The 24,951-nt window shown below is 54.6% G+C and carries 23 protein-coding genes; 15 read left to right on the top strand and 8 right to left on the bottom strand.

Going from position 1 to position 24,951, the window contains the following annotated elements:
• The first annotated feature begins 207 nt into the window (after positions 1-207).
• A complete protein-coding gene (locus CRO19_RS02325) occupies positions 208-993 on the top strand; it encodes an SDR family oxidoreductase (RefSeq protein WP_097094422.1) in 786 nt (261 codons plus the stop codon).
• A gap of 39 nt (positions 994-1,032) precedes the next feature.
• Complete coding sequence (locus CRO19_RS02320; protein ID WP_097094421.1) at positions 1,033-2,484, top strand: FAD-binding oxidoreductase; 1,452 nt, start codon at positions 1,033-1,035, stop codon at positions 2,482-2,484.
• Between the two features lie 176 nt (positions 2,485-2,660).
• Here the strand turns inward: CRO19_RS02320 and moeB are convergent, their stop codons facing one another.
• Both moeB and moeA read right to left on the bottom strand, forming a co-directional pair.
• Positions 2,661-3,407 (bottom strand): molybdopterin-synthase adenylyltransferase MoeB, encoded by a 747-nt coding sequence (moeB, locus tag CRO19_RS02315; protein WP_370659781.1) that lies wholly within the window; start codon positions 3,405-3,407, stop codon positions 2,661-2,663.
• Between the two features lie 5 nt (positions 3,408-3,412).
• A complete protein-coding gene (moeA, locus tag CRO19_RS02310) occupies positions 3,413-4,648 on the bottom strand; it encodes a molybdopterin molybdotransferase MoeA (RefSeq protein WP_320204507.1) in 1,236 nt (411 codons plus the stop codon).
• A gap of 359 nt (positions 4,649-5,007) precedes the next feature.
• Here moeA and CRO19_RS02305 point away from each other — a divergent pair, with 359 nt between their 5' ends.
• The 5 genes from CRO19_RS02305 (at position 5,008) to gsiD (ending at position 11,324) form a co-directional block, all read left to right on the top strand.
• Positions 5,008-5,973: an isoaspartyl peptidase/L-asparaginase family protein gene (locus CRO19_RS02305; protein WP_097094418.1), complete on the top strand. Its 966-nt coding sequence runs from the start codon at positions 5,008-5,010 to the stop codon at positions 5,971-5,973.
• A 9-nt stretch (positions 5,974-5,982) separates the two neighbouring features.
• Positions 5,983-7,839, top strand: coding sequence for a glutathione ABC transporter ATP-binding protein GsiA (gene gsiA / locus CRO19_RS02300; RefSeq protein ID WP_097094417.1), 1,857 nt, complete (start codon positions 5,983-5,985; stop codon positions 7,837-7,839).
• A gap of 63 nt (positions 7,840-7,902) precedes the next feature.
• On the top strand, positions 7,903-9,438 hold the full coding sequence (gene gsiB, locus CRO19_RS02295) for a glutathione ABC transporter substrate-binding protein GsiB (protein ID WP_097094416.1): 1,536 nt from the start codon (positions 7,903-7,905) through the stop codon (positions 9,436-9,438).
• Between the two features lie 49 nt (positions 9,439-9,487).
• Positions 9,488-10,408 (top strand): glutathione ABC transporter permease GsiC, encoded by a 921-nt coding sequence (gene gsiC, locus CRO19_RS02290; protein WP_097094415.1) that lies wholly within the window; start codon positions 9,488-9,490, stop codon positions 10,406-10,408.
• A 10-nt stretch (positions 10,409-10,418) separates the two neighbouring features.
• A complete protein-coding gene (gene gsiD, locus CRO19_RS02285; RefSeq protein ID WP_097094414.1) occupies positions 10,419-11,324 on the top strand; it encodes a glutathione ABC transporter permease GsiD in 906 nt (301 codons plus the stop codon).
• Positions 11,325-11,453: 129 nt separating this feature from the next.
• Here gsiD and CRO19_RS02280 read toward each other — a convergent pair whose 3' ends face one another.
• A complete protein-coding gene (locus CRO19_RS02280) occupies positions 11,454-13,118 on the bottom strand; it encodes a methyl-accepting chemotaxis protein (protein ID WP_097094413.1) in 1,665 nt (554 codons plus the stop codon).
• A 114-nt stretch (positions 13,119-13,232) separates the two neighbouring features.
• On the opposite strand from CRO19_RS02280, the gene CRO19_RS02275 reads away from it, so the two are divergent.
• On the top strand, positions 13,233-13,682 hold the full coding sequence (locus CRO19_RS02275) for a DUF4385 domain-containing protein (RefSeq protein ID WP_097094412.1): 450 nt from the start codon (positions 13,233-13,235) through the stop codon (positions 13,680-13,682).
• Here the strand turns inward: CRO19_RS02275 and rimO are convergent.
• Positions 13,679-15,004 carry a 30S ribosomal protein S12 methylthiotransferase RimO gene (gene rimO, locus CRO19_RS02270; protein ID WP_097094411.1) on the bottom strand — a complete coding sequence of 442 codons (1,326 nt, stop codon included), beginning with the start codon at positions 15,002-15,004 and terminating at the stop codon, positions 13,679-13,681. The genes CRO19_RS02275 and rimO overlap by 4 nt on opposite strands.
• 329 nt (positions 15,005-15,333) lie before the next feature.
• Between rimO and CRO19_RS02265 the strand changes: the two genes are divergently transcribed.
• The 3 genes from CRO19_RS02265 (at position 15,334) to CRO19_RS02255 (ending at position 17,983) form a co-directional block, all read left to right on the top strand.
• Positions 15,334-15,969 (top strand): carbonic anhydrase, encoded by a 636-nt coding sequence (locus CRO19_RS02265; protein WP_097094410.1) that lies wholly within the window; start codon positions 15,334-15,336, stop codon positions 15,967-15,969.
• A gap of 119 nt (positions 15,970-16,088) precedes the next feature.
• Positions 16,089-16,745: a DUF3313 domain-containing protein gene (locus tag CRO19_RS02260; protein WP_097094409.1), complete on the top strand. Its 657-nt coding sequence runs from the start codon at positions 16,089-16,091 to the stop codon at positions 16,743-16,745.
• Between the two features lie 104 nt (positions 16,746-16,849).
• Complete coding sequence (locus CRO19_RS02255; RefSeq protein WP_097094408.1) at positions 16,850-17,983, top strand: PQQ-dependent sugar dehydrogenase; 1,134 nt, start codon at positions 16,850-16,852, stop codon at positions 17,981-17,983.
• 1 nt (position 17,984) lies between these two features.
• On the opposite strand, the gene CRO19_RS02250 is transcribed toward CRO19_RS02255, so the two are convergent.
• A complete protein-coding gene (locus CRO19_RS02250) occupies positions 17,985-18,641 on the bottom strand; it encodes an HAD family hydrolase (RefSeq protein ID WP_097094407.1) in 657 nt (218 codons plus the stop codon).
• A gap of 275 nt (positions 18,642-18,916) precedes the next feature.
• Between CRO19_RS02250 and CRO19_RS02245 the strand changes: the two genes are divergently transcribed.
• Positions 18,917-20,122: a serine hydrolase gene (locus CRO19_RS02245; RefSeq protein ID WP_097094406.1), complete on the top strand. Its 1,206-nt coding sequence runs from the start codon at positions 18,917-18,919 to the stop codon at positions 20,120-20,122.
• Between the two features lie 77 nt (positions 20,123-20,199).
• On the opposite strand, the gene ybjG is transcribed toward CRO19_RS02245, so the two are convergent.
• Both ybjG and CRO19_RS02235 read right to left on the bottom strand, forming a co-directional pair.
• Positions 20,200-20,805, bottom strand: a complete 606-nt coding sequence (ybjG, locus tag CRO19_RS02240) for an undecaprenyl-diphosphate phosphatase (RefSeq protein ID WP_097094405.1) — start codon at positions 20,803-20,805, stop codon at positions 20,200-20,202.
• Positions 20,806-21,170: 365 nt separating this feature from the next.
• Positions 21,171-22,859: an aspartate:alanine antiporter gene (locus CRO19_RS02235; RefSeq protein ID WP_097094404.1), complete on the bottom strand. Its 1,689-nt coding sequence runs from the start codon at positions 22,857-22,859 to the stop codon at positions 21,171-21,173.
• A gap of 251 nt (positions 22,860-23,110) precedes the next feature.
• Here CRO19_RS02235 and ybjM point away from each other — a divergent pair, with 251 nt between their 5' ends.
• Positions 23,111-23,482, top strand: coding sequence for an inner membrane protein YbjM (gene ybjM / locus CRO19_RS02230; RefSeq protein ID WP_097094403.1), 372 nt, complete (start codon positions 23,111-23,113; stop codon positions 23,480-23,482).
• A gap of 33 nt (positions 23,483-23,515) precedes the next feature.
• On the opposite strand, the gene CRO19_RS02225 is transcribed toward ybjM, so the two are convergent.
• Positions 23,516-23,779, bottom strand: a complete 264-nt coding sequence (locus CRO19_RS02225) for a GrxA family glutaredoxin (protein ID WP_097094402.1) — start codon at positions 23,777-23,779, stop codon at positions 23,516-23,518.
• A gap of 182 nt (positions 23,780-23,961) precedes the next feature.
• On the opposite strand from CRO19_RS02225, the gene CRO19_RS02220 reads away from it, so the two are divergent.
• Together CRO19_RS02220 and nfsA are read left to right on the top strand one after the other, a co-directional pair.
• A complete protein-coding gene (locus tag CRO19_RS02220; RefSeq protein ID WP_097094401.1) occupies positions 23,962-24,213 on the top strand; it encodes a DUF1418 family protein in 252 nt (83 codons plus the stop codon).
• Between the two features lie 15 nt (positions 24,214-24,228).
• Positions 24,229-24,951 carry an oxygen-insensitive NADPH nitroreductase gene (nfsA, locus tag CRO19_RS02215; protein ID WP_097094400.1) on the top strand — a complete coding sequence of 241 codons (723 nt, stop codon included), beginning with the start codon at positions 24,229-24,231 and terminating at the stop codon, positions 24,949-24,951.

Raw genomic sequence — 24,951 nt, 5'->3', positions numbered from 1 at the left:
TTATTTCGCTTAATAAAATCCCAGCATTATTTATGATTTTTATTCTGCCGGAATTTTGTGATGGCGATCGCTTTAAATTTAGAAAAGCCCATGTTAGCGTAATTAACAGTTACTCGAGATTAGGAGAAAAGTAACTTCTTCGCTTCACCGCGAAGGAGCTTGCTTTTCTCCTTTTTTATTGCCCGTTATTCAGCCAGGAGGTTAATAATGACGACGGAAGCGCTGGAGAGTTTTTCTCTCGACTTCTTTGGGTTGCATGGAAAAAGCGCGATTGTCACCGGTGGCAATAGCGGATTAGGCCAGGCATTTGCCGTGGCGCTGGCCAAAGCCGGCGCCAATGTGTTTATTCCTGACCTCGCCCCTGCCAATCCGGAAACACGCCAACTGATTGAAAATAGTGGTGTGCGTGCCGAATTCATGCAGGCTGATATCACTCAGGCCGGTGAACCGGCGCGCATTGTCGCGGAGTGTCTGGAGCGATTGGGTCAGCTGGATATTCTGGTGAACAATGCTGGGATCTGTAAGCTGAATTCCGTGCTGGAATTTGATCGCGCGGATTGGGATCCGATGATCCAGGTAAATCTTACCGCAGCATTTGAAATGAGCCATCAGGCCGCGAAAATAATGGTGCCGCAAAAGCACGGTAAAATTATTAATATTTGTTCCCTCTTTTCCTGGCTGGGTGGGCAAGGATCGCCCGCTTATGCGGCCACTAAACATGCAATTGCCGGCTTAACCAAAGCCTATTGTGATGAGTTGGGACAACACAATATTCAGGTCAACGGGATTGCTCCCGGTTATTACGCCACGCCTATTACGTTGGCGACGCGCAGTAATCCGGTTACTAATCAGCGCGTACTGGATCATATTCCCGCTAATCGCTGGGGAAATACGCAGGATTTAATGGGGGCGATGGTCTATTTAGCCAGTCGTGCATCAGATTATGTCAACGGCCATTTATTGGTGGTCGATGGTGGATATCGGGTTCGTTAATTTATACCCGTGATACTTGAAGATTTAGAGGAATATATTATGACGCTTTCACGTGAAGCCATTGTCGAGCAGTTAAAAGAGATCGCTGGCCCGCAGCAGATTATTACCGATGAGGCAGAGTTACGCCGCAGCAGCCATGACCGTTTTCGCAAATATGCCGATATTCACGGCGTTTATACCATGCCGATTCCTGCGGCGGTGGTGAAGTTGCAAAATACGCAGCAGGTCGCGGATGTGCTGGCGTTTATGAATCGTCACCAGATCAATGGTGTGCCACGCACCGGCGCCTCTGCCACCGAAGGGGGATTAGAAACGGCGGCACCGAATTCTGTGGTGCTGGACGGGTCCAGCATGAATAAGGTCATCAAGATCGACATTGAAAACATGCAGGTTACCGCGCAGTGCGGCGTGACGCTGGAGGTACTGGAGAATCAGCTGCGCGCGCAGGGCTATACCACCGGTCATTCGCCGCAGTCCAAACCGCTGGCGCAGATGGGCGGTTTGGTGGCAACACGCAGCATTGGTCAATTCTCAACGTTATACGGTGCGATTGAGGATATGGTCGTTGGTCTGGAAGCGGTATTCCCCAATGGTGATATCACTCGCATCAAAAATGTGCCACGTCGTGCGGCGGGGCCGGATATCCGCCATGTGATCATTGGTAATGAAGGCGCGCTGTGCTTCATCACCGAGGTCACGGTGAAAATGTTCAAATACCAGCCAGAGAACAACCGCTTCTATGGTTATCTGCTTGATTCAATGAAAACCGGCTTCTCAATCCTGCGCGAAGTGATGGTTGAAGGTTATCGCCCTTCGATTGCGCGTCTGTACGATCCGGAAGATGCCAATCAGCACTTTAGCCACTTCTCGCAGAATAAGTGCGTTCTGATATTTATGGCAGAAGGGACGCGCGGCATCAGTGAAGCGACGGGCAAAGGGATTGAAGCGATAGTGGCGCAACATAAAGCGTGTCAGCCGGTCGAGAGCACGCTGATTCAGAACTGGTTCGAAAATCTCAACTGGGGACCCGACAAAGTGCAGGCCGAGCGCGACGTCATCTTGCGTACCGGTAATATGGGCTTCACCACCGAGGTGTCGGGAGATTGGTCAACCATCAACGCGATTTATGAAAACGTACTAAAACGCATCCGTACTGAATTTCCGCATGCGAAAGATATCACCATGCTCGGTGGACACTCCTCACATAGCTATATCAATGGTACCAATATGTATTTTGTCTATGACTACAACGTGGTGGATTGCCGCCCGGAAGAGGAGATGGCGAAATATCATGTACCGCTGAACGGCATGATTGTGGAAGAGACGCTGAAGCTGGGTGGCTCCATGGTGCATCATCACGGCATTGGTAAACATCGCGTACAGTGGGCGAAAGAGGAGCACGGCAGCGCATGGCCTATTTTGCAGGCGCTGAAAACCGCTTTCGATCCGAATGGGATTATGAATAAAGGCACCATTTTCCCGCAGGAATAAAGATGAGCGAGTCGCTATGAATGGCGTAATGCTCGTCAGTTAAGCGTAAACCGGTCACCATCAATGGTGAGCCTACGTGGATATCGCCGGATTTTCGTAGGGTGCGCATTCATGCGCACCTGCATAAAAAGGCATTTTTTTGCTTAGGTGAGCGGCATTACGCCATGTCTGGCGACCTATTTGCCGCAAACCTCGCAATGCGTATCCTGCGCCACGTTCATGCTGCGAAATTCTGCACTCATTGCGTCGTACATCAGCAACTTCGCGCTCGCGGGGGTGCCAAATCCAGTCAGCACCTTTAAGGTTTCCATCGCCTGCATAGCCCCGACGATACCCACCAGCGGTGCCATTACGCCCGCTTCGACACAGCTCAATACCTGATCGCCGAATAAACGGCTGATGCAGCGATAGCAGGGCTCGCCGGGTTGCCAGGTAAATACGCTCAGCTGACCTTCCATACGAATCGCTGCCCCAGAAATCAGCGGCACCTTGTGCTGAAAACAGAGGCGGTTGATCTGCTCGCGCGTAGTAACGTTGTCAGTGCAATCCACCACCGCGTCGTGCCGTGCGATAAGTGCGCTTAGCTGTGCATCATCCAGCTGAGCATCAATCGCTTCCAGCTGGCAATGGGGATTGATGGCCGCCAGCTGCTGCTGCGCGGAGGCTACTTTCGCTACGCCAATTTTTGCATCGCTGTGCAAAATCTGGCGCTGCAGGTTACTCAGGCTGACGGTATCGAAATCGAGCAGCGTGAGATGGCCTACACCCGCCGAGGCCAGATAAGGTGCGGCTGCACAGCCCAGTCCGCCCAGCCCGACGACCAACACGCGTGCAGCCTTAAGTTTCTCCTGGCCGTCAAAATCGAAGCCGCGCAGCACGATCTGGCGGTTATAGCGCAGCATCTCTTCATCACTCAGCTCCATGTGCACTAGCCCTCCAGCAGACTGTTAAAGGCTTCAACCTCCACCCATTCGCCGGCTTCCACATCGCCGCGATCGCGCTCCAGCACCACAAAACAGTTAGCCAATGCAAACGAACTGAATACGTGTGAACCCTGCGCGCCGGTGCTGCGGACTTCCAGCACGCCGTCATCACCGCGGCTGAGAATCGCACGCTGGAAATCGAGACGACCCGGCGACTTTTTCAAACGCTGCGTGGCGCGCGCGCGTTGGCGCAGCGGCATGATGCGGGTGGTTTGCCCGGTCAGCGTCGCCAGCAGCGGCTGTACCAGCTGATAGAACGTCACTGCCGCAGAGACCGGATTTCCCGGCAGGCCGCAGAACCAGCTGTTTGCCAGCCGTCCAAAGGCAAAGGGTTTGCCCGGCTTCATGGCCAGCTTCCAGAAGGTGATAGCGCCGAGCTCTTCCAACATCGACCGCGTGAAATCGGCTTCGCCGACCGACACGCCGCCGGTGCTGATCACCACATCGGCCTGGCGATCGGCTTCTGTAAAGGCATTACGCAGCGCAGCCTGATCGTCGGCAATCACACCCAGGTCGATCACTTCGCAGCCGAGTTTATTGAGCATCAATGCCACGGTAAAACGGTTGGTATCATATATCTGACCCGCCGCCAGGGGGTGGCCAACGGCCTGCAATTCATCACCGGTAGAGAAAATGGCGACGCGCAATTTGCGCAGCACATTCACTTCGGCGATGCCCAGAGAGGCCAGCAGCGGCAGTTCAGCGGCGCCGAGGCGTACGCCAGCGTCGAGAACCTGTTTTCCTGCCTGGATATCTTCACCGATGCGACGGATATTCTGGCCCCGCTGCACGGGCGCGGTAATGACAATGCCACCGTCGCGCTGCTCAGTTTGCTCCTGCATGACCACGGCATCGCACCCGGCGGGAATGGGCGCGCCGGTCATAATGCGAATCACGCTGCCCGCTGGCCACTCGCCGCTAAAGGGGGCACCGGCGAACGCTTTGCCGGCAACCGGCAGCAGGCGCTCGGGTGCGATATCCGCCAGACGAACGGCGTAACCGTCCATGGCTGAGTTATCAAAAGAGGGCACATCGAGCGGTGAGTTAATCGGTTTAGCCGTGATGCGCCCGGCGGCTTCAAACAGCGAAACGTTGAGCGAATCGCTAATGGGCGTTAACTGCTGCAGCATCTTTTGCTGCGCGTCTTCGAGGGAGATTAATCCTGCGGTAAAAGGTTCCATGTCCATCTCTGCCTGGTTAATTTCAGATGCGGTCTATTATGGGTAATGCGTGGCCGTTAAGCGAGTGCGCACGTTACTCATTCACCGCCCATTCCGCAGCGGCGCGATTTATCGCGCAATAAATTGCGTCGCTACGATGCGTGCGATCTGTGATATCGCTTGTCTTGGTTTGCAACTATGCAGCGAGTAAACACATAGCGACCAAAAAAGCATAATCCACAATAAAAGGTTATGACCGTGAAGGCAGTTTCTGCTTTACAAGATGAGGGGGGCTTTCTATAGTCGAAAATTGCCAAAAAAAGATGAAAACCATTCTAAATCAGTGTTTTTGGTTCTGATTCCTTTACAGGGTACCGGTTATGGCCAGAGCAGTTATCGCAATTCACGGCGGCGCGGGCGCGATTACGCGTGCGGCAATGAGCGCCGAAAAAGAGCAGCACTATCGTCAACAACTGAACGCAATCGTTACCGCCGGCCAGCAGATTCTGGCGGCTGGCGGCAGTGCGCTGGATGCGGTGACAGAAGCCGTACGCCTGCTGGAAGAGTGCCCGCTGTTCAACGCGGGTAAAGGGGCGGTCTTCACGCATCAGGGCAGCCACGAACTGGATGCCAGCATCATGGATGGCCGCACGCGGGACGTGGGTGCCGTGGCGGGCGTCAGCCATATCCGCAATCCGATCCTGGCGGCGCGTAAGGTGCTGGAAAACAGTCCGCACGTTCTGTTTATTGGTGCTGGCGCAGAAGCGTTCGCCGCAGAACAGGGCTTAACGCCGGTTGAGGCCGATTACTTCTCCACGCCGGAGCGCTGGGAACAGCTGCAGCGCGCGCTGCACAGCCAGCAGATGGTGCTCGATCACGACGGCGAAGCAAGCAGTCACAGCGACGATCCGCTGGATCCGGATCGCAAATTCGGTACGGTTGGCGCAGTCGCGCTCGATCTTCAGGGTAATCTGGCAGCCGCCACTTCCACCGGCGGTATGACCAATAAACAGGCCGGGCGCGTTGGTGACTCACCGCTGGTCGGCGCGGGCTGCTATGCCAGTAACGACAGCGTTGCTGTCTCCTGTACCGGCACCGGTGAAGTGTTTATCCGTACGCTCGCCGCCTATGACGTGGCGGCGCAGATGCACTACGCCGGACGCTCGCTGCAGCAGGCCACCGCCAATGTCATTCACGACAAAGTGCAGGAACTGGACGGCAGCGGCGGGCTGATTGCGGTGGATGCCGCAGGTAATGTCGCGCTGCCGTTTAACAGCGAAGGTATGTATCGCGGATTCGCCTATGTTGATGGCGATGTTGAGGTAGCGATCTACCGCGACAGCTAAGGAGCAGGCATGACGGACCAACAGCTGCAGTTTGCGCCGGAGCAGGTTCTGGCGGTGCGCGATCTTAACGTGCGCTTTGAGCATGAAGGACGCATTACCGAAGCGGTGCGCAACCTGTCGCTCGACCTGCATCGCGGTGAAACGCTGGCGCTGGTGGGTGAATCGGGTTCGGGCAAATCCGTCACCTCACTGGCGCTGATGCGTTTAATTCAGCAGGCCGGTGGCGAGGTGAGCGGTGAAATCCAGCTACGTCGCCGTAATGGCGACGTGCTGGATGTGATGCGCGCTTCCAGCGGTCAGATGCGCAAGGTGCGCGGCGCTGATATGGCGATGATTTTTCAGGAGCCGATGACCTCGCTTAACCCGGTTTTTACCGTGGGCGAGCAGATTGCGGAATCCATCCGTTTGCATCAGGGCAAAAGCCACCAACAGGCGCTGGCGGAAGCGCGGCGCATGCTCGATCTGGTGCGCATTCCCGAAGCGCAAAATGTGTTATCACGCTATCCGCATCAACTCTCGGGCGGCATGCGACAGCGCGTAATGATTGCCATGGCGCTGTCGTGTAAACCGGCGCTGCTGATTGCCGACGAACCCACCACCGCACTCGACGTCACTATTCAGGCGCAAATTCTGCAGTTGATCCGCGTGCTGCAAAAAGAGATGCAGATGGGGGTGATTTTCATCACCCATGATATGGGCGTGGTGGCGGAGATGGCCGATCGCGTGCAGGTGATGTATCGCGGCGATGTAGTAGAGCGCGCGTCGGTGCAGCAGCTGTTTGCCGATCCGCAGCAGCCGTATACCCGCGCATTACTGGCGGCGGTACCAAAGCTCGGCGCCATGCACGGCCAGCCGTTACCGGCAAAATTTCCCTTACTGCATGCTAACGGTCGCGAAGAAATTGCTGCACCGCAGGATACGGTACGCCACGATCGACCGCCGATTTTACAGGTCCGTGATTTGGTTACGCGCTTTGATATTCGCGGCGGGTTGCTCAATCGCGTGAAGCGTCGCGTTCACGCGGTGGAGAAAGTCAGTTTCGATCTTTACGCCGGTGAAACGCTGGCGCTGGTGGGCGAATCCGGCTGTGGTAAATCTACTACCGGACGTTCACTGCTGCGGCTGGTAGCCAGCCAGGGCGGCACGATTACCTTTGATGGCCAGCGCATTGATGCGTTGCAGGGCAATGCGCTGGCGTCGCTGCGCCGTGATATTCAGTTTATCTTTCAGGATCCGTACGCCTCACTCGATCCGCGGTTAACCGTGGGTTTTTCCATTATGGAACCGCTGCTGGTGCATCAAACCATGGATCGCCGTCAGGCGGAGAAGCGCGTCGCCTGGCTATTGGAACGTGTTGGCCTGCTGCCGGAACATGCGCAGCGCTATCCGCACGAGTTTTCCGGCGGGCAGCGGCAGCGCATCTGCATTGCGCGTGCGCTGGCGCTCAATCCCAAAGTGGTGATTGCCGATGAATCGGTGTCGGCGCTGGATGTGTCAATTCAGGCGCAGATCATCAACCTGATGCTCGATTTGCAGCGCGAATTTGGTATCGCCTTCTTATTTATCTCGCACGATATGGCGGTGGTAGAACGTATCAGCCATCGCGTGGCGGTGATGTATCTTGGACAGATTGTGGAGATGGGACCGCGCCAGGCCGTGTTCGAACAGCCGCGTCATCCTTACACCAAAAAACTGATGGCCGCGGTGCCGGTGGCCGATCCGGCCCACCGGCATCGTGAGCGGGCGCTGATGGTGGATGAGATCCCCAGCCCGATTCGCCCGCTGGGTGATGAGCCGGAAGTGGCGCCCTTACTGGAAGTGGCACCGGGCCATTTTGTTGCCCGCCACGCAATTAGCGGCGCCTGAGCAGCAAATAACCGCACATCTTTGGATGTCGCGCATGACAGGGATTACAGGAGAACGATAACGATGCACCATATTATGCGAAAAGGGGTTATCACTGCCGGTTTGTTGAGTTCGGCGCTGGCGCTGCCCGCGTGGGCGGCGAAAGATGCGGTGATTGCGGTGGCCTCAACCTTTACCACGCTCGATCCTTACGATGCCAACGATACGCTGTCGCAGGCGGTAGCGAAGTCTTTCTATCAGGGCTTATTCGGCTTTGATAAAGACATGAAGCTGACCAACGTACTGGCGGAGAGCTATCAGGCGAGCAGCGATGGCCTGACGTACACCATCAAGCTGCGTTCCGGCGTGAAATTCCAGGATGGTACCGATTTCAATGCCGAAGCGGTGAAAGTTAACCTCGATCGCGCCAGCAATCCGGATAACCACCTCAAGCGCTATAACCTGTTCAAATATATCGCCACTACCGAAGTAGTTGATCCGAGCACGGTGAAGATCACCCTGAAACAGCCGTTCTCAGCCTTCATCAACAACCTGGCGCACCCGGCGGCGGTGATGATTTCACCGACCGCGTTGAAGAAATATGGCAAGGATATTGGCTTCCATCCGGTGGGTACCGGCCCGTTTGCCTTTGATACCTGGAATCAGACCGACTTCGTGAAAGTGAAGAAGTGGGATGGCTACTGGAAAAAAGGCTATCCGAAGCTGGATAGCATTACCTGGCGTCCGGTGGTGGATAACAACACCCGCGCGGCAATGCTGCAAACCGGTGAAGCAAGCTTTGCTTTCCCGGTACCCTTTGAGCAGGCCAAACTGCTGCAAGGCAACAGCAAGCTCGATGTGGTGACCACGCCGTCGATCATGCAGCGCTATATCAGCCTCAACGTCACGCAAAAGCCGTTTGATAATCCGAAAGTGCGTGAAGCGTTGGAGTACGCGATTAACCGTCAGGCGCTGGCGAAAGTGGCCTTTGCCGGTTACGCCACGCCAGCTACCGGCATCGTGCCGCCAACCATCGACTTTGCCCAGAGCTATCCGGCGATCAAATACGATCCGGCTAAAGCGCGTGAATTGCTGAAAGAAGCCGGCTTCCCGAACGGCTTCGAAACCACCTTGTGGTCATCGCATAACCACAGCACCGCGCAGAAAGTGCTGCAGTTCACTCAGCAGCAGCTGGCGCAGGTGGGCGTGAAGGTGAAGGTGACGGCGATGGATGCCGGTCAGCGCGCGGCTGAAGTAGAGAGCAAAGGGCAGAAAGAGAGCGGTGTGCGCATGTTCTACACCGGCTGGTCCGCTTCAACGGGTGAAGCCGATTGGGCGCTGACGCCGCTGTTCGCCACGACGTCCTGGCCGCCAGCGATCTTTAACACCGCGTTCTACAGCAATCCGCAGGTGGATAAAGATCTCGCCGATGCGCTGAAAACCACCGATCGCGATCAGAAGGCCAAACTGTATAAAGACGCGCAGGATCGCATCTGGAACGATCATCCGTGGATCCCACTGGTGGTCGAGCAACTGCTGTCTGCCAACAATAAAAACCTCAGCGGTTTTTATGTCATGCCCGATACCTCATTCAATTTTGATGAGGCCGATCTGAAGTAACAGACGCGGCCAGCCCTGCGGGGCTGGCCGATGCTGCGCAGGACTTTGCATGCTCAACTATTTTCTCAAACGATTACTGGGATTGATTCCCACGCTGCTGATTGTTGCGGTGCTGGTATTCCTGTTTGTTCACCTGCTGCCGGGCGATCCGGCGCGCCTGATTGCTGGCCCGGAAGCGGATGCCTCGGTAGTGGCGCTGGTGCGTCAGGATCTCGGCCTCGATCAGCCGCTGATCAAACAGTTCTGGCACTTCATGCTCAATGCGGTGCAGGGCGATTTCGGTCATTCGCTGGTCTCGAAGCGTCCAGTGATTGATGAAATTGCCGCGCGCTTTTTCCCTACGCTATGGCTGACGCTGAGCAGTATGGTGTGGGCGGTCATTTTCGGTATGGCGATTGGCATTACCTCCGCGGTATGGCGCAATCGCTGGCCGGATCGTATCGGTATGACGCTGGCGGTGTCGGGCATCTCGTTCCCGGCGTTTGCGCTCGGCATGCTGCTGATGCAGGTGTTTTCCGTCGAACTCGGGTGGTTACCGACCGTGGGCGCAGATAGCTGGAAACACTACATTTTGCCGTCAATCACGCTGGGTGCCGCGGTGGCGGCGGTGATGGCGCGCTTCACCCGCGCCTCGTTCGTGGAGGTGATGCAGGAAGATTATATGCGCACCGCGCGCGCCAAAGGGGTACGCGAATCGCTGGTGGTGGTAAAACATGGCCTGCGTAATGCGATGATTCCGGTGGTAACCATGATGGGCCTGCAGTTCGGTTTCCTGCTGGGCGGCTCAATTGTGGTGGAAGTGGTGTTCAACTGGCCTGGCTTAGGCCGCTTGCTGGTGGATTCGGTAGAGATGCGCGATTACCCGGTGATTCAGGCCGAAGTATTGCTGTTCTCGCTGGAGTTCATCCTGATTAACCTGATTGTCGATGTGCTGTACGCGGCAATCAACCCGGCAATTCGCTACAAGTAAGGAGTCGCAATTGAAGAACTGGCGACGTGCCGCGGCATTAAAAACTCTGCCGACCATCACCGAAAACCGGGTGCGCACGCCGTGGCGTGAATTCTGGCGGCGCTTTCGCCGGCAACATGTGGCGCTGCTGGCCGGACTGTTTGTACTGCTGCTGATTGTGGTGGCGTTTATTGCGCCGATGATTGCGCCGTTTGATGCGGAAAACTATTTTGATTACGACCGGCTGAATGAAGGACCGTCGCTGATGCACTGGTTTGGCGTCGATTCGCTGGGGCGCGATATCTTCAGTCGCGTGCTGGTGGGAACGCGCATCTCGCTGATTGCGGGCTTCTTCTCCGTGGCGATTGGCGCGCTGATTGGCACGGTGTTGGGTTTGCTGGCGGGCTATTACGAAGGCTGGTGGGATCGTATCACCATGCGTATTTGTGACGTGCTGTTTGCCTTTCCCGGCATTCTGCTGGCGATTGCGGTGGTGGCGATCATGGGCAGCGGCATGAGCAATGTCATTGTCGCGGTGGCGATTTTCAGCATTCCGGCGTTTGCCCGTTTGGTACGTGGCAATACGCTGGTGCTGAAACATCAAACCTATATTGAGTCGGCGCGCAGTATTGGCGCGTCGGATTGGACCATCATCATGCGACATATCTTACCCGGTACGGTGTCGTCGATTGTGGTCTATTTCACCATGCGTATCGGTACGTCAATTATTACTGCGGCGAGCTTGTCGTTTCTCGGCTTGGGCGCGCAGCCGCCTACGCCTGAGTGGGGGGCGATGCTCAATGAAGCGCGCGCCGATATGGTGATTGCGCCGCACGTGGCGATTTTCCCTAGCCTGGCGATTTTCCTCACCGTGCTGGCGTTTAATCTGTTGGGCGATGGTTTGCGTGATGCGCTCGATCCGAAACTGAAAACTTGATGTGAGATTGGGTCGCCATGAATGACGACCCTACAAAAACGTGCTGATTTCAGCCGCACAATACCTGCATCGATCATCCGTAAGGTCGCTATTTATGGCGACCTTTTCATCAACTGTAAGATAACTGCTTTAGAACGTTTCCCAGTTATCGTTACTGTGTGCTGCCACCGCAGGCAGCGCGCGGGTAGGAGTAAGTGCAGGTTTTACCGCTTTGGTAGCAGGTACCGTCGCTTGACGCGTGCCGGTATTGAAGCGCGAAACCGCAGAGGAGAGGCTGCTCGCCTGCTGCTCCAGAGATGCCGAGGCGTTAGCGGATTCCTGCACCAGCGTGGCATTCTGCTGCGTGACGCGATCCATCTCATTCACCGCCTGACCAATCTGATCAATGCCACGGCTCTGCTCATCAGACGCTGAAGCAATCTCGCCCATGATATCGGTGACGCGCGTGACGGCGCTGACGATCTCCTGCATCGTATCGCCCGCGCTGCTCACCTGCTGTGAACCGATATTCACGCGCTGCACCGAATTTTCAATCAGCAGTTTAATCTCTTTCGCCGCCTGTGCGCTGCGCTGCGCCAGATTACGTACTTCACCGGCCACCACGGCAAAGCCGCGGCCCTGTTCACCAGCGCGCGCCGCTTCTACCGCCGCGTTCAGTGCCAGAATGTTCGTCTGGAAAGCAATGCCGTCAATGACGCTGGTGATGTCGGCAATTTTCTTCGAGCTATCGGCGATGTCGCGCATGGTTTTCACCACGCCATCAACCACATTGCCACCTTTGTCGGCCGTTTCTGACGCTGTTTTTGCCAGTTGCGTAGCCTGACGCGCGTTATCAGCGTTCTGTTTAACGGTTGCGGTTAGCTCTTCCATGCTTGCCGCTGTCTCTTCCAGCGACGCCGCTTGCTGCTCGGTACGCGAAGAGAGGTCGTTATTACCGGTCGCGATTTCGCTGGCGCTGCCGAAAATGGCATCAGCACTATCACGTACGTTGTTGATGGTGTTGCGCAGCGCCTGCTGCATATGGTTAAGGCTGGCGGCGATCGACGCCATTTCGCTGCGTCCTTCCACCTGCAAGCTGGCGGAGAGATCGCCGTCAGCAAAACGCTCCAGCTGCTGCTGAACCTGTTTCATCGGGGCCAGCAGAATACGGCGTACCAGCACCCACACGGCAATCAGCAACAGCAACACCACGGCGATCATGACGCCCACCATCACCAACATCTGCTGATAGGTGCTATTGTTTTCTGCATTACGTTCCGCTAGCAGTTGAACATTCTGCTCGCGCCACTGTTTGTAAGCGGCTTCCAGATCGTCCTGTGCCTGCTGTGCATCCAGATTGCCGTAGGCGGCATAGTCATTTGCCTTCAGGAACACGGCGGACTGTTTCAGTATGTCAGCGAAAGCGGTGAACTTAGCCTCAATGACGCTGGCTGCGTCGGCGCTTTGTCCGGGCAGGCGCGGCATGGTTTTATACAGCTGATAGTGCTGATTAGCTTCATCAAGCGACGCGCCTGCGGACAGCAGCAGTTTATTGATCGCCGCAAGTGATGACTCATCAGTTTGATTTTTCAGAATACGAATAGCGACGCGGTTAATGATGACGCGCGTTTTCACCAGCGTTTGCCAGCCATCGGCCACTTCACGCTGCTGCTGTGACAGCTGATTGCTGGTTGTGAAATTATGCTGCCCGGCAATCAGGGATGATAAAAACAGCGAGCCGGAAATCGCCTGCATCGCGGTGAAAACCACCAGAATCATCATGATGGCGGTCACAATTTTCATTCGTTTAAACATAGGGGCATCTCTGAGGAAGTAGGCTGATAGTTATGTTATCGGTGTAAAAGCAAATCGCTTAAGCGCCGTCTGGAAATAATTACGTCACGGGACGATGAAAGGTGGGAAAAACAGATGAAACCGTTTGATTATGAGCAGGATTTCAAGCACATCGATTTTCGTCGCCAGCCCGAGTTATATCAGGTGGGACGCGGTGAGCAGGGCGTGCTGATGGTTGAGCCCTACAAAAGTGAAATTCTGCCGCACTGGCGTTTTCGCACCGTGGAGCTGGCGCAGCACTCTTCGCAGCAGATTATGCAGATGTTTGAGGCGTATCGCGCGCAGGACGATTTTGTCGGCATGGACATGGCGCGTAAATATATTCAAATGGGTTATACGCGAGCACGCCGCTACAGCAATCATCAGGGCGGACGCAAATATGATGGGGAGGGCAAGGTGTTGCCGCGCACCACAGAAAAAGAAAAGGCCGCTGCGGCGGCCGTTTTTAAAGCGTGCTGGGACAAGATAAGGGCAGATACTGACTATCTGGCGCGCAAACGCGCGCACCAACAGAAGTATGGTTAAACGCGCGTGCCCCAAAGATCGTATTCGTCGGCGTGTTCCACTTTAACGCGCACCACGTCGCCGACTTTTACCTGACGATCGCCATTCAGATAGACCGCGCCATCGATTTCTGGCGCATCCGCCATGCTGCGGCCAACTGCGCCTTCTTCGTCGACTTCATCGATGATCACCAGCACTTCGCGGCCAATTTTCTCCTGCAGACGTTCACTGGAGATTTTCTGCTGCAGCTGCATAAAGCGGTCAAAGCGCGCTTGCTTCACGTCATCCGGTACCTGGTCCGGCAGCTGGTTGGCGGTGGCGCCTTCAACCGGGCTGTACTGGAAGCAACCAACGCGATCGAGGCGCGCTTCCTGCAGGAAGTCGAGCAGCATCTGGAAATCTTCTTCGGTTTCACCAGGGAAGCCGACAATAAAGGTTGAGCGCAGCGTCAGCTCCGGGCAAATTTCGCGCCAGCGCTTGATGCGTTCCAGCGTACGTTCTACGGCGCCTGGACGCTTCATCAGCTTGAGGATGCGCGGACTGGCGTGCTGCAGCGGAATGTCCAGGTACGGCAGAATCTTGCCTGCTGCCATCAGCGGGATGACGTCATCCACGTGCGGATAGGGATACACGTAGTGCAGACGCACCCACACGCCGAGCTTGGCTAACTGCTCGCACAGGCTGACCATGCTGGTTTTCACCGGTGAACCGTTCCAGAAACCGGTGCGGTGTTTAACATCCACGCCGTAAGCCGAGGTGTCCTGCGAGATCACCAGCAGCTCTTTCACGCCGGCTTCCACCAGACGTTTGGCTTCGTCGAGTACCGATCCAATTGGGCGGCTATCGAGATCGCCACGCATCGAAGGAATAATGCAGAAGGTGCAGCGATGGTTGCAGCCTTCAGAAATTTTCAGATAAGCGTAATGGCGCGGTGTTAGTTTGACACCTTGCTCCGGCACCAGGCTGAGGAACGGGTTGTGTTCCGGCTTTGGCACATAAGTGTGCACGTGCGACAGCACTTGTTCGTAGCTGTGCGGGCCGGTGATCTCCAGTACCTTGGGGTGCACTTCGCGGATCTGATCCACTTTGGCACCGAGGCAGCCGGTGACGATCACTTTGCCGTTTTCGTTCAGCGCTTCACCAATCGCTTCCAGGGATTCCTGTACGGCGCTATCAATAAATCCACAGGTGTTAACGATGACAATCTCTGCATCGTCGTAGCGTGGTACCACGTCATAGCCTTCCGTACGCAGTTCCGTCAGGATGCGTTCAGAGTCGACAAGGTTTTTCGGACAGCCGAGGGAGACGAATCCCACGCGTGGTGGATTTTTGACATGGCTCATAAGGATAAAAATTCATCATAATTAGTGTGGATAGGGGGGCGATTGTACAGAGGTTGCGGAGGAAAATGTATAGGCTGTGTAAGAATCTCCTTATGGGGCAACCAATGTGCTGTGATTGTGCTTAACTCAATTGGCGAGGCGGCCAAATCGTTGTGGCACAGCGCTTAGATACCCGGCGGCAAACGGTCATCCGAGTTGTGTAAAGAGGCGTGTTTTGCTTAAATGTTGGGTCGGTGAATGTAAGTTGTTATCTTCACTGCAAATTTCAAATCGCGCTGACGGTGAATCCTCACTGCCAGGGCAGAAGTGGATAATGTGAGAGCAAACAAATGCAAGAGATCGTCAAAGGTTTTCTGAATTTTCAACAGAATGTGTTCCCTGAAAGGAAGGATCTTTTCAAAAGTTTGGCATCCAACCAAAATCCCAAAGCCCTGTTTATCTCCTGTTCCGACAGTCGTCTGGTGCCGGAGTTGGTCACGCAATCGGAGCCGGGTCAGCTGTTCGTGATCCGTAACGCCGGTAACATCGTGCCGCCGTTTGGTCCAGAGCCAGGCGGCGTGTCGGCCACCATCGAGTACGCCGTGTTGGCGCTGGGCGTGACCGAAATTATTATCTGCGGCCACTCCAACTGTGGGGCGATGAACGCGATTGCTTCCAATGCCGATCTCGAGACGATGCCTGCGGTCGATCACTGGTTGCACTACGCCAATGCGGCGAAAGCAGTGGTGGAAGAACGCAACTATGACTCCGTAGAGAAACGCCTCAATGAGATGGTGAAAGAGAACGTGATTGCGCAGCTGCACAATATCAAAACACACCCTTCCGTGGCAGTGGCGCTGCGTAAAGGCAAAGTGCGTCTGCACGGGTGGGTTTATGATATTGAGAGCGGCGGAATTATCGCCCTGACAAAAGGCGGTGAATCCTTCATTTCGCTGTCGGAAAACCCGGAAACCTGCTTCGAGTAATTCCCGCCTAACCACCTGCAATGCAGGTGGTTTTTCCTCGCATTTCGCGAAAATATCTCCCCTCGCTCATAACCAGCCTCTACACTTGAGAAGCAATTACCTCTATTAAGGGCTTTCTCATGCGATTTTCCCTTTCTGTTCCTGTCTTAACGCTGGCGTTGCTGGCGGCGGGATGTACCTCTCATGTTGCTGACAAAAAACAATATTCCGGCTTTCTCGGTGATTACAGCCAGCTGCAGTCGGCGCAATCACCGAGCGGCAAACCGACGCTGCGCTGGGTCTCTCCCGACTATCATGACGCCGATTACCGTGGCGTGGTGTATACGCCGGTGGTTTATTACCCGGTGCCGCATCCTACTGAGCGCGTTAGCCAGCAAACGCTGGATCAAATACGCGCCTATACCGATAGCCAGCTAAAGCGCGCAATCTCTGAGCGCAAACCGCTGGTGGCGCAAAAAGGCCCACACACGCTGGTAGTGAAAACGGCCATCACGGCAGTCTCTGCGGAAAATGAAGGCATGCAGTTCTACGAAGTGGTGCCGATTGCGGCGGTAGTCGCCAGCACCATGGCGGCCACTGGACATCGCACGCAGGAGAGTGCGCTGTTCCTCGAAGTGGAAGCGATAGATGGGCAAACTGGCAAGCCGCTGATCAAAGTGGTGCGTAAAGCCTTTGGTAAGCCGTTACCGAATAGCAGCGCGCCAATCACGCTCAACGATCTCCGCCCGGGGATTGATGAGATGGTGCGCGATGTGGTGGCGTTCTCCGCACCATAAAGTATGGCCCGGCTTAACGCCGGGCTTAATGTTTTGTAAATCCTGCACATCCTTTGTCACACGCTGACTACCCTTAACGGCAGACTGTGATCAAGGAGAATGCCATGCGTTTACTGCCCGCCGCGCTGCTGTTTGGCGCCTTAAGCTCTTCATTGCCGTTATTTGCCGCCGAAGTACAGGTCCAGGTTTTGCAGGATAAGCTCGATCATCCGTGGTCAGTCGCATTTCTGCCCGACAATCAAACGCTGTTAATTACTGAACGATCTGGTCAGCTGCGCAGTTGGCAGCTGGGCAAAGGCTTGTCACAGCCGATTGGCGGTGTGCCGAAAGTGTGGGCCAATCGACAAGGTGGTTTGCTGGACGTGGTGCTGGCGCCGGACTTTGCCCAGAGCCGTCGCGTATGGTTGAGTTATACCACCGCCGATAACACAGGGCGCGCGGGTGGCGTAGTGGGCTATGGGCGACTCAGTGATGACAATCGTCAGTTAAGCGATTTTAAGGTGGTACTGGAGCAAATGCCGAAGCTCTCGAGCGGCGCAAACATGGGGACGCGTCTGGCCTTTGATCATCAGGGTTTTCTCTATGTCGCGTTTGGTGACAACTTTGCCAGCAGCAGTGCGCAGCAGTTGGATAAGCTCTCCGGCAAAATCATCCGTCTGACCCAGGATGGCGCCATTCCTCAGGACAATCCGTTTGTTGATCGCAAAAATGCCCGCGCGGAAATCTGGTCATACGGCATGCGCAATCCGCAAGGTCTGGCGCTCAATCCGTGGACGCAGCAAATGTGGGAAAGCGAGCATGGTCCACGCGGCGGCGATGAGGTGAATATCCCGGAAAAAGGCAAAAACTATGGTTGGCCGCTCGCCACCTATGGTATCGATTACAGCGGTGAAAAAGTGCCAGAAGCGCAAGGTACGGCCGTTGAGGGCACGCAACAGCCGCTGCATTACTGGAAAGTCTCACCTGCCATCAGCGGCATGGCGTTTTACAACAGCGCACGTTTCCCGCAGTGGAAAAATTCACTGTTTATCGGTGCCTTGAAAGAGAAAAGCCTGATTCGTTTGCAGGTTAACGGTGAGAAGGTGATAGAAGAGCAGCGACTGCTGGAGGACCGCGGCGAGCGCATTCGCGATGTCCGTCAGGGGCCGGATGGCTATTTGTATGTGCTGACCGATGAAGCCAACGGTAAGCTACTGAAGGTGGGGCTGACGGATGATGCCAGCACCCCGCGCGGTTAACTCAGCGTACCCAGTTACACACTTCCCAACCGCGCTGCTGCGCTTCCTGCAGCAGAAGCGGGTTGGGATTAATCACCCAGGCATGATCGGCATGCGCCAGCAGCGGCAAATCATTCATTGAATCGCTGTAAGCCCAGGTGCGTTCGAAGTGCCGATCCTGCTGTAGCGCCTTCCAGTCACGCAGGCGTGTCACTTTACCTTCGCGGTAGGTCATGGTGCCGTAGGTTTGGCCGCTGTAGCGTTCATCGACCACTTCCACGCCAATTGCTAATGCACCGTGCACGCCAAGGCGATTGGCAATCGGCACGGCCAGATGATCGCCGCTGGCGGTGATGATCATTACCGTGTCGCCGCGCTGCTGGTGCCACTCAATACGCTCGCGCGCGGCAGGGAAGACGCGGGGCATAATGTCGCGATGAATAAAGCGTCGTACCCAACCTTCAACGGTTAACGTTGCCATGCCGGCTAACGGGGCCAGCGTGGTGTTCATATACTCTTCAATTGATAGCGTACCGGCATGATATTTTTCCATCAGGGTTTGCTCCTGCTGGATGATTGCTTCAGGGGCAAACCCCTGAGAAACCAGCCAGCGCAGCCATAGGCTGGTGCTGTCTTCACAAATCAGGGTTTCGTCCAGATCGAAAATGGCTAAGTCCATCGCGGCTCTCCTCAGGCAGACTGAAATCAGGTTAGCGGAAAAATGTGACTGGCTTAACTGTTCTGCGAAAAATCGGAATTACACGCAATTTTTATTGGCGGGTATTGGAGCAAAAGTGGCGACGCTACGCGGTTGGTGCCAGGGTTACTCTAATAAACTCTATAAAACTTTACGATTGGACGGTTTTTTTCGCTGGCGTGAACCGTTAGCGTTGGGCAAGACATGTCTTGCCTGCAAGAAAACCAAGATTTAACAAGGACAATCTGGTCACGCTCATGAGAAAAAACACCTTTGCTTCTGTCTGGCGGCCGCTGGCCGCCTCTTCACTGCTATTGCTTATTATTCCTGCCACCACGCTGGCTGAACAGGCGCCTGCGGCACCGCAAATTGATGCCAAAGCCTGGATTTTAATGGACTACAACAGCGGCAAAGTGCTGGCGGAGTCTAATGCCGATCAGCGTCTCGATCCGGCCAGCCTGACCAAAATGATGACCAGCTACGTGGTGGGCCAGGCGCTGAAATCGGGCAAGATAACTAACGACGATATGGTGACCATCGGCCAGGATGCCTGGGCAACCGGTAATCCAAAGCTGCGCGGTTCATCGCTGATGTTCCTGAAACCGGGCGATCGCATTCCGGTTTCGGAGCTCAATAAAGGTGTGGTGATTCAGTCCGGCAACGATGCCTGTATCGCTCTGGCCGATTACGTGGCGGGCAGTCAGGATTCGTTCATCGGCCTGATGAACAACTACGTCAAAGCCTTTGGCCTGCAAAACACGCACTTTATGACGGTGCACGGATTAGATGCCGACGGACAGTACAGTACCGCACGCGACATGGCGATCATTGGCCAGCGTCTGATCAGTGATGTGCCAGAAGAGTATGCGATTAACAGTGAAAAAGAGTTCACCTTCAATAAGATCAAGCAGATGAACCGCAATCGCCTGCTGTGGAGCTCTAATCTGAAGGTGGATGGCATTAAAACCGGTCATACGTCAGGTGCCGGCAATAATCTGGTGGCATCGGCAACTGAAGGTGATATGCGCCTGATTTCCGTGGTGCTGGGTGCGGCGACCGATGCGACGCGTTTCCGTGAAAGTGAAAAGCTGCTGACGTGGGGCTTCCGTTTTTATGAAACCGTCACGCCGATTAAAGCCGATAAGCCGTTTGCCCAGCAGCGCGTATGGTTTGGCGAGCATAGCCAGGTCAATCTTGGCGTCGCTAAAGACGCGGCCATTACCGTGCCGAAAGGGCAGATGAAAAATCTCAAAGCCAGCTTTACGCTGAATTCACCACAGCTGGAAGCACCGCTGGAGAAAAATCAGGTCGTTGGCACCATCGACTTCCAACTGGATGGCAAAACCATTGAGCAACGTCCGCTGGTGGCGATGGAAGCGGTGCCGGAAGGTGGGTTTATTGGCCGGATTTGGGATTTCGTGATGATGAAATTTCACGGCTGGTTCGGGAAATGGTTTAGTTAAGTGTCAGGAAATAAGCGGTGCGCATCAATGCGCACCTTTAACATTTGTAGGGTCGCCATTCATGGCGACCACATCGCTTACTCGCGAATCCAGCCCTTCTTAATCGGCATGGCGAACAGCGCGCGATACACCTGATGCGTAAACGCCAGCATCCGCTCACCATACAGCTGCCACGCCATGTGCGATGCCAGACAACCCAGCATGCCCACCAGGAATCCACCCAGCATATCCAGCGGCCAGTGCACGCCGAGATAGACGCGTGACCAGGCAATGGCGCTCCCCACCACTAACAGCAGCACACCCGACCACATGCGATGCCAGAAGATAAATGCCAGTGCAAACGTGAAAATAGTGGTGCCATGATCGCTTGGGTAGGAGTCATCGGGTCGATGTGACAGGAACTGATGGCCGAAACCAATGGCGAACGGACGCGGATGCGGCAGCAGTTGCCCAACGCACCACGAGATACTCAGCGCATAAAGCAGCGCCATACCGGTTTTCAGCACCAGCGCGCGCTGTGACTGCACCTGTTCGCGCGGTCCCCACAGCCAAAGCGTTACGATGAGCAGCGGCACAATGGCAATCACATCTTTGGCGATAAATGTCGCCAGAACGATCAGCCACTGCGGCGAATCCTGCGTGGCGTTGATCCATAAAAAAAGCGTGTGGTTAAGTGCTTCCATCACGATGGCGTATCCTCGACTTGTTTACCCAAACAACACCAGCATAAAAATTGCCAGCAAAATAAAACTGATAGCCTAAAAGCGCGCGCCTCTGGAATAAATAGTCGCGCTCTTAATCTTATTGCGGGTTGTTGGAGTGTTTAACTTTGATGAAAGTTGCATGAATATTGGAAAATAGCGTTAGCGGTGGGAAGGATGACAATTTTCGCTGAAGAGAACCTTAAGCCACAGGATCGAGAGCCATAAAAAAACCCGCAAGTCAGTGACCGGCGGGCTCCACAATTTGGGGATTTCAAAGAAAAGCAGTGGCACTTATTCAGACTGCGTCCCCTAAAGAAAGTTCTTTACGCTTGTAAATATATTTTTTAGAAGGGCAGCAGCGGCCAAACAATCACGATCAGCGTGCCTGCCAGTGTTAACAGCACATTGGCAATCGCGTAGGTTCCCGCATAGCCCAGAGCAGGAATGCTGCTTCGCGCAGTATCGCTAATGATTTCCATTGCAGGTGCACAGGTGCGGGCTCCCATGATGGCACCAAACAGCAGCGCCCGGTTCATGCGCAGTACGTAAGCGCCAAACAGATAGCAGATTACCACAGGCAGCAAACTCACCAGTAAACCGCTCAGCAACATCAGCGCACCCGCGCTGCCAAAACCATGCTGCAAGCCGCTGCCCGCGCTCAGGCCAACGCCGGCCATAAAGACCATCAGTCCGAACTCTTTCACCATGGTTAGCGCACCCTGCGGAATGTAGCCAAACGTGGGGTGGTTGGCGCGCATAAAGCCGAGCATGATGCCGGCAAACAGCAACCCGGCGGCATTGCCGATGCCGAAACTAAAGTTGCTGAACTGGAAAGTGATCATGCCGATCATCAGACCAACAATAAAGAAGGCGCAGAAGGCGAGAAGATCGGTAATTTGGCTATGAATAGCGATAAAGCCAATGCGATCGGCAAGGCGCTTCACGCGACGTGCTTCACCGCTTACCTGCAATATATCGCCTTTGTTCAACATGATGCTGTCGTCGATGGGCATCTCAATCTGGCTGCGGATCACCCGGTTGAGGAAGCAGCCGTGATCGGTCAGTTTAAGATGGCTCAGACGTTTGTTTACCGCATTGTGATTTTTCACCACAATCTCTTCGGTAACAATACGCATATCGAGCAGATCACGATCAAACACTTCTTTGCCGTTACGAAAGCTGGGATCAAGACGGGCGTGCGCATCGGGATAGCCAACCAGTGAGATATCATCGCCCAGTTGCAGCATCGCATCACCATCCGGGCTGGCAAGAATGCCATTACGGCGCAGACGCTCAATGTAGCAGCCGGTTTGACGATGAATGCCCAACTCGCGCAGATTTTTGCCCCCGCTCCACTCCACCAGTTCAGGACCGACGCGATAGGCGCGGATGACCGGTAGAAACACTTTGCGCTGACTGTCGGCATCCAGGCCGCGCTCGCGGGCAATTTGTTGCGCGCAGGTGGGCAGATCCTGATGCTGCAGGCGCGGCAGATAGCGCGCGCCAAAAATCAGGCTGACTAAACCGACCAGATAGGTGAGGGCATAACCGAGGCTGAGATTATCCTGCATCAGCGTAAGTTGATGGTTATCGGTGATGCTTTGCCGCAGTGTATCGCCGGCACCGACCAACACTGGCGTCGAGGTCATCGAACCGGCTAGCATGCCTGCGGTTAAACCAATGTCCCAACCGAACAATTTGCCAAGCGTCAGAGCGATTAATAACGCACTCACCACCATTACAATCGCCAAAAAGAAGTAGTTTTTACCGTCACGGAAAAATATGGAGAAAAAGTTTGGCCCGGCTTCTACACCGACACAAAAAATAAACAACATAAAGCCCAGACTTAAGGCATCGGTATTAATGGCGAAGTGCTGCTGGCCTAAAATCAATGAAACAACCAGGACTCCAATAGAATTACCGAGTTGAACTGAGCCAAGGCGTAATTTACCTAAGCAGAGTCCGAGCGCTAAAACGACAAATAATAACAGAACGTCATTTCCGCTTAACAATTCTGCGACGTTAATGTTCACTGTTTAACTTCTTCTTTACCTGTAACGGGTTGATGGGAGAGGCTTTTTTCGCTATCTTGTGCCGAACGCAAAGCGACGTGCAACAATATAGCGCAAGCAAATTCTAAAGCGGCGTATTCTAATCATAATTAACACCTTCAGCTATCGGCAGTTTTCATTCCTTCCACAGCCAGCTGTTTCTTTTTATTTCCACCTTGCGCATCAGGACAGTAAAAGTTTCATAATTGTTAACATCAAAGTTGAGGATAATTATGTTGCAGCGCAATAATCGCTGGCCAGCATCAGTTCTGGGCGTGGTGCTTTATACGCTGGTGTTTATTTATGCACATCATTTCTGGGGCGCAGCCAGTGAACAGGCGGTGCGTGGACAACCAGAATTGCTGCTATTTTTATTGCCGGGCATTTTTATGGCGCTATTACAGCCGGAAAGGCCGCTGCTTAGTACGTTATGGGTGGCATTGGGCGGTACGCTGCTGGGGATGGTGTGGTTAATACTGGCGACGCCAATGATACATAGCGGTTTGCTGATGGTAGCCTGGAGTTTAAGTGCGCTGTTTTGGGCGGGCTGCGGTGCGCTGCTGATCCGTTTGCTGCGGATTATGCTGGCGATGCGTGCCGGATAGCCGCATCAAAAACGGGCCCGCAGGCCCGTTATCTTATGCTTCGATACCCAGATTTTCTTTCGTCCAGGCAGCAAATTCGGTGTAACCACCGATGTGCCGATCGTCGAGGAAAATCTGCGGCACGGTGGTGACCGGTTTGCCAGCGCGCGCTTCCAGATCGGCTTTGGTGATGCCGGTGGCCTGAATGTCCACGTACTGATAGTTAAAATCGTCGCGCTCGCTGGTCAGCTTAGTAGCCAACTCTTTTGCACGTACGCAGTAAGGGCAGCTAGAACGGCCAAAAATCACTGCAATCATTGCTTCTCTCCTTCCGCTGCTGTTTTGTGACTAGAATCACATCACAGCGTGAATAATGCGTAACATCATGCCCGCCCATCCTGCTTAAAGGAAGAAGAATATACCTGTTACTGTAATACTTACCGCCTATACATTGGGTAAAAATGCGGTTAACGCTGATAGAACAACTGAGGAACCATCGCATGCGTAATCTCGCCACATTACCCAAACCCGTGTTACTGCTCGAAGTGCTCGGCGTGCTTGCCGTCATCGGTGCGCTACTGCTGACTAACGACTGGGTGAGCGCCCCCGATTTTATGGCGAAAAAGCCGCTGGCGACGCTACTGTTTTTTCTCGGTATTGCGTTGATGCTGCCAGCTGCATGGATGATGATGTGGCGGACGGCGAAGGCGATGGCACCGCAATTGTTTCATCAATCTAACAAAAAGAAGTAACCACCGGAGAGGATTATGACGCCGACTATCGATTTACTGTGCAGCCACCGTTCCATTCGCGCCTTTACTGAACAGGGCATTGAAGAGGCGCAACGCAGCGCCATTATCAGCGCGGCACAAGCGGCCTCAACCTCTAGCTTTTTGCAGTGTTCCTCCATTATTCGCATTACCGATCGGCAAAAGCGCGAGCAGCTGGTACAGCTAACTGGCGGCCAGCCATGGGTCAGCGCTGCGGCGGAATTTTGGGTATTCTGCGCTGACTTCAATCGTCATCAGCAAATCTGCCCGGATGCGCAGCTGGGACGTGCTGAACAGCTGCTGCTCGGCTGCGTTGATACGGCGTTAATGGCGCAAAATGCCATGATTGCGGCGGAATCGCTTGGCCTTGGCGGCGTGTTTATTGGTGGCATTCGTAATAGCATCGCTGAGGTAACCGCGTTACTCGAGCTGCCAAAGTTCGTGCTGCCGCTGTTCGGCTTCTGCATCGGCCATCCGGCAGATACGCCAGACGTTAAACCGCGTATGCCACAGGCGATGCTGGTGCATGAGAATCACTACCAGCCCGTCGATAAACGCGTGCTGGCACAGTACGATGAGCAACTGACCGCCTATTATCAGCAGCGCGACAGTAACCAGCGATCCGAAACCTGGAGCCAGCTGATACAGCGTCTGATTATTAAAGAAACACGTCCGTTTATGCTGGATTACCTGCATCAGCAGGGTTGGGCGACACGCTAA

Source organism: Candidatus Pantoea floridensis (assembly GCF_900215435.1).
GTDB classification, from domain to species: domain Bacteria; phylum Pseudomonadota; class Gammaproteobacteria; order Enterobacterales; family Enterobacteriaceae; genus Pantoea; species Pantoea floridensis.
The sequence above is the reverse complement of the archived record's forward strand: the minus strand, read 5'-3'. Positions and strand labels throughout refer to the sequence as shown.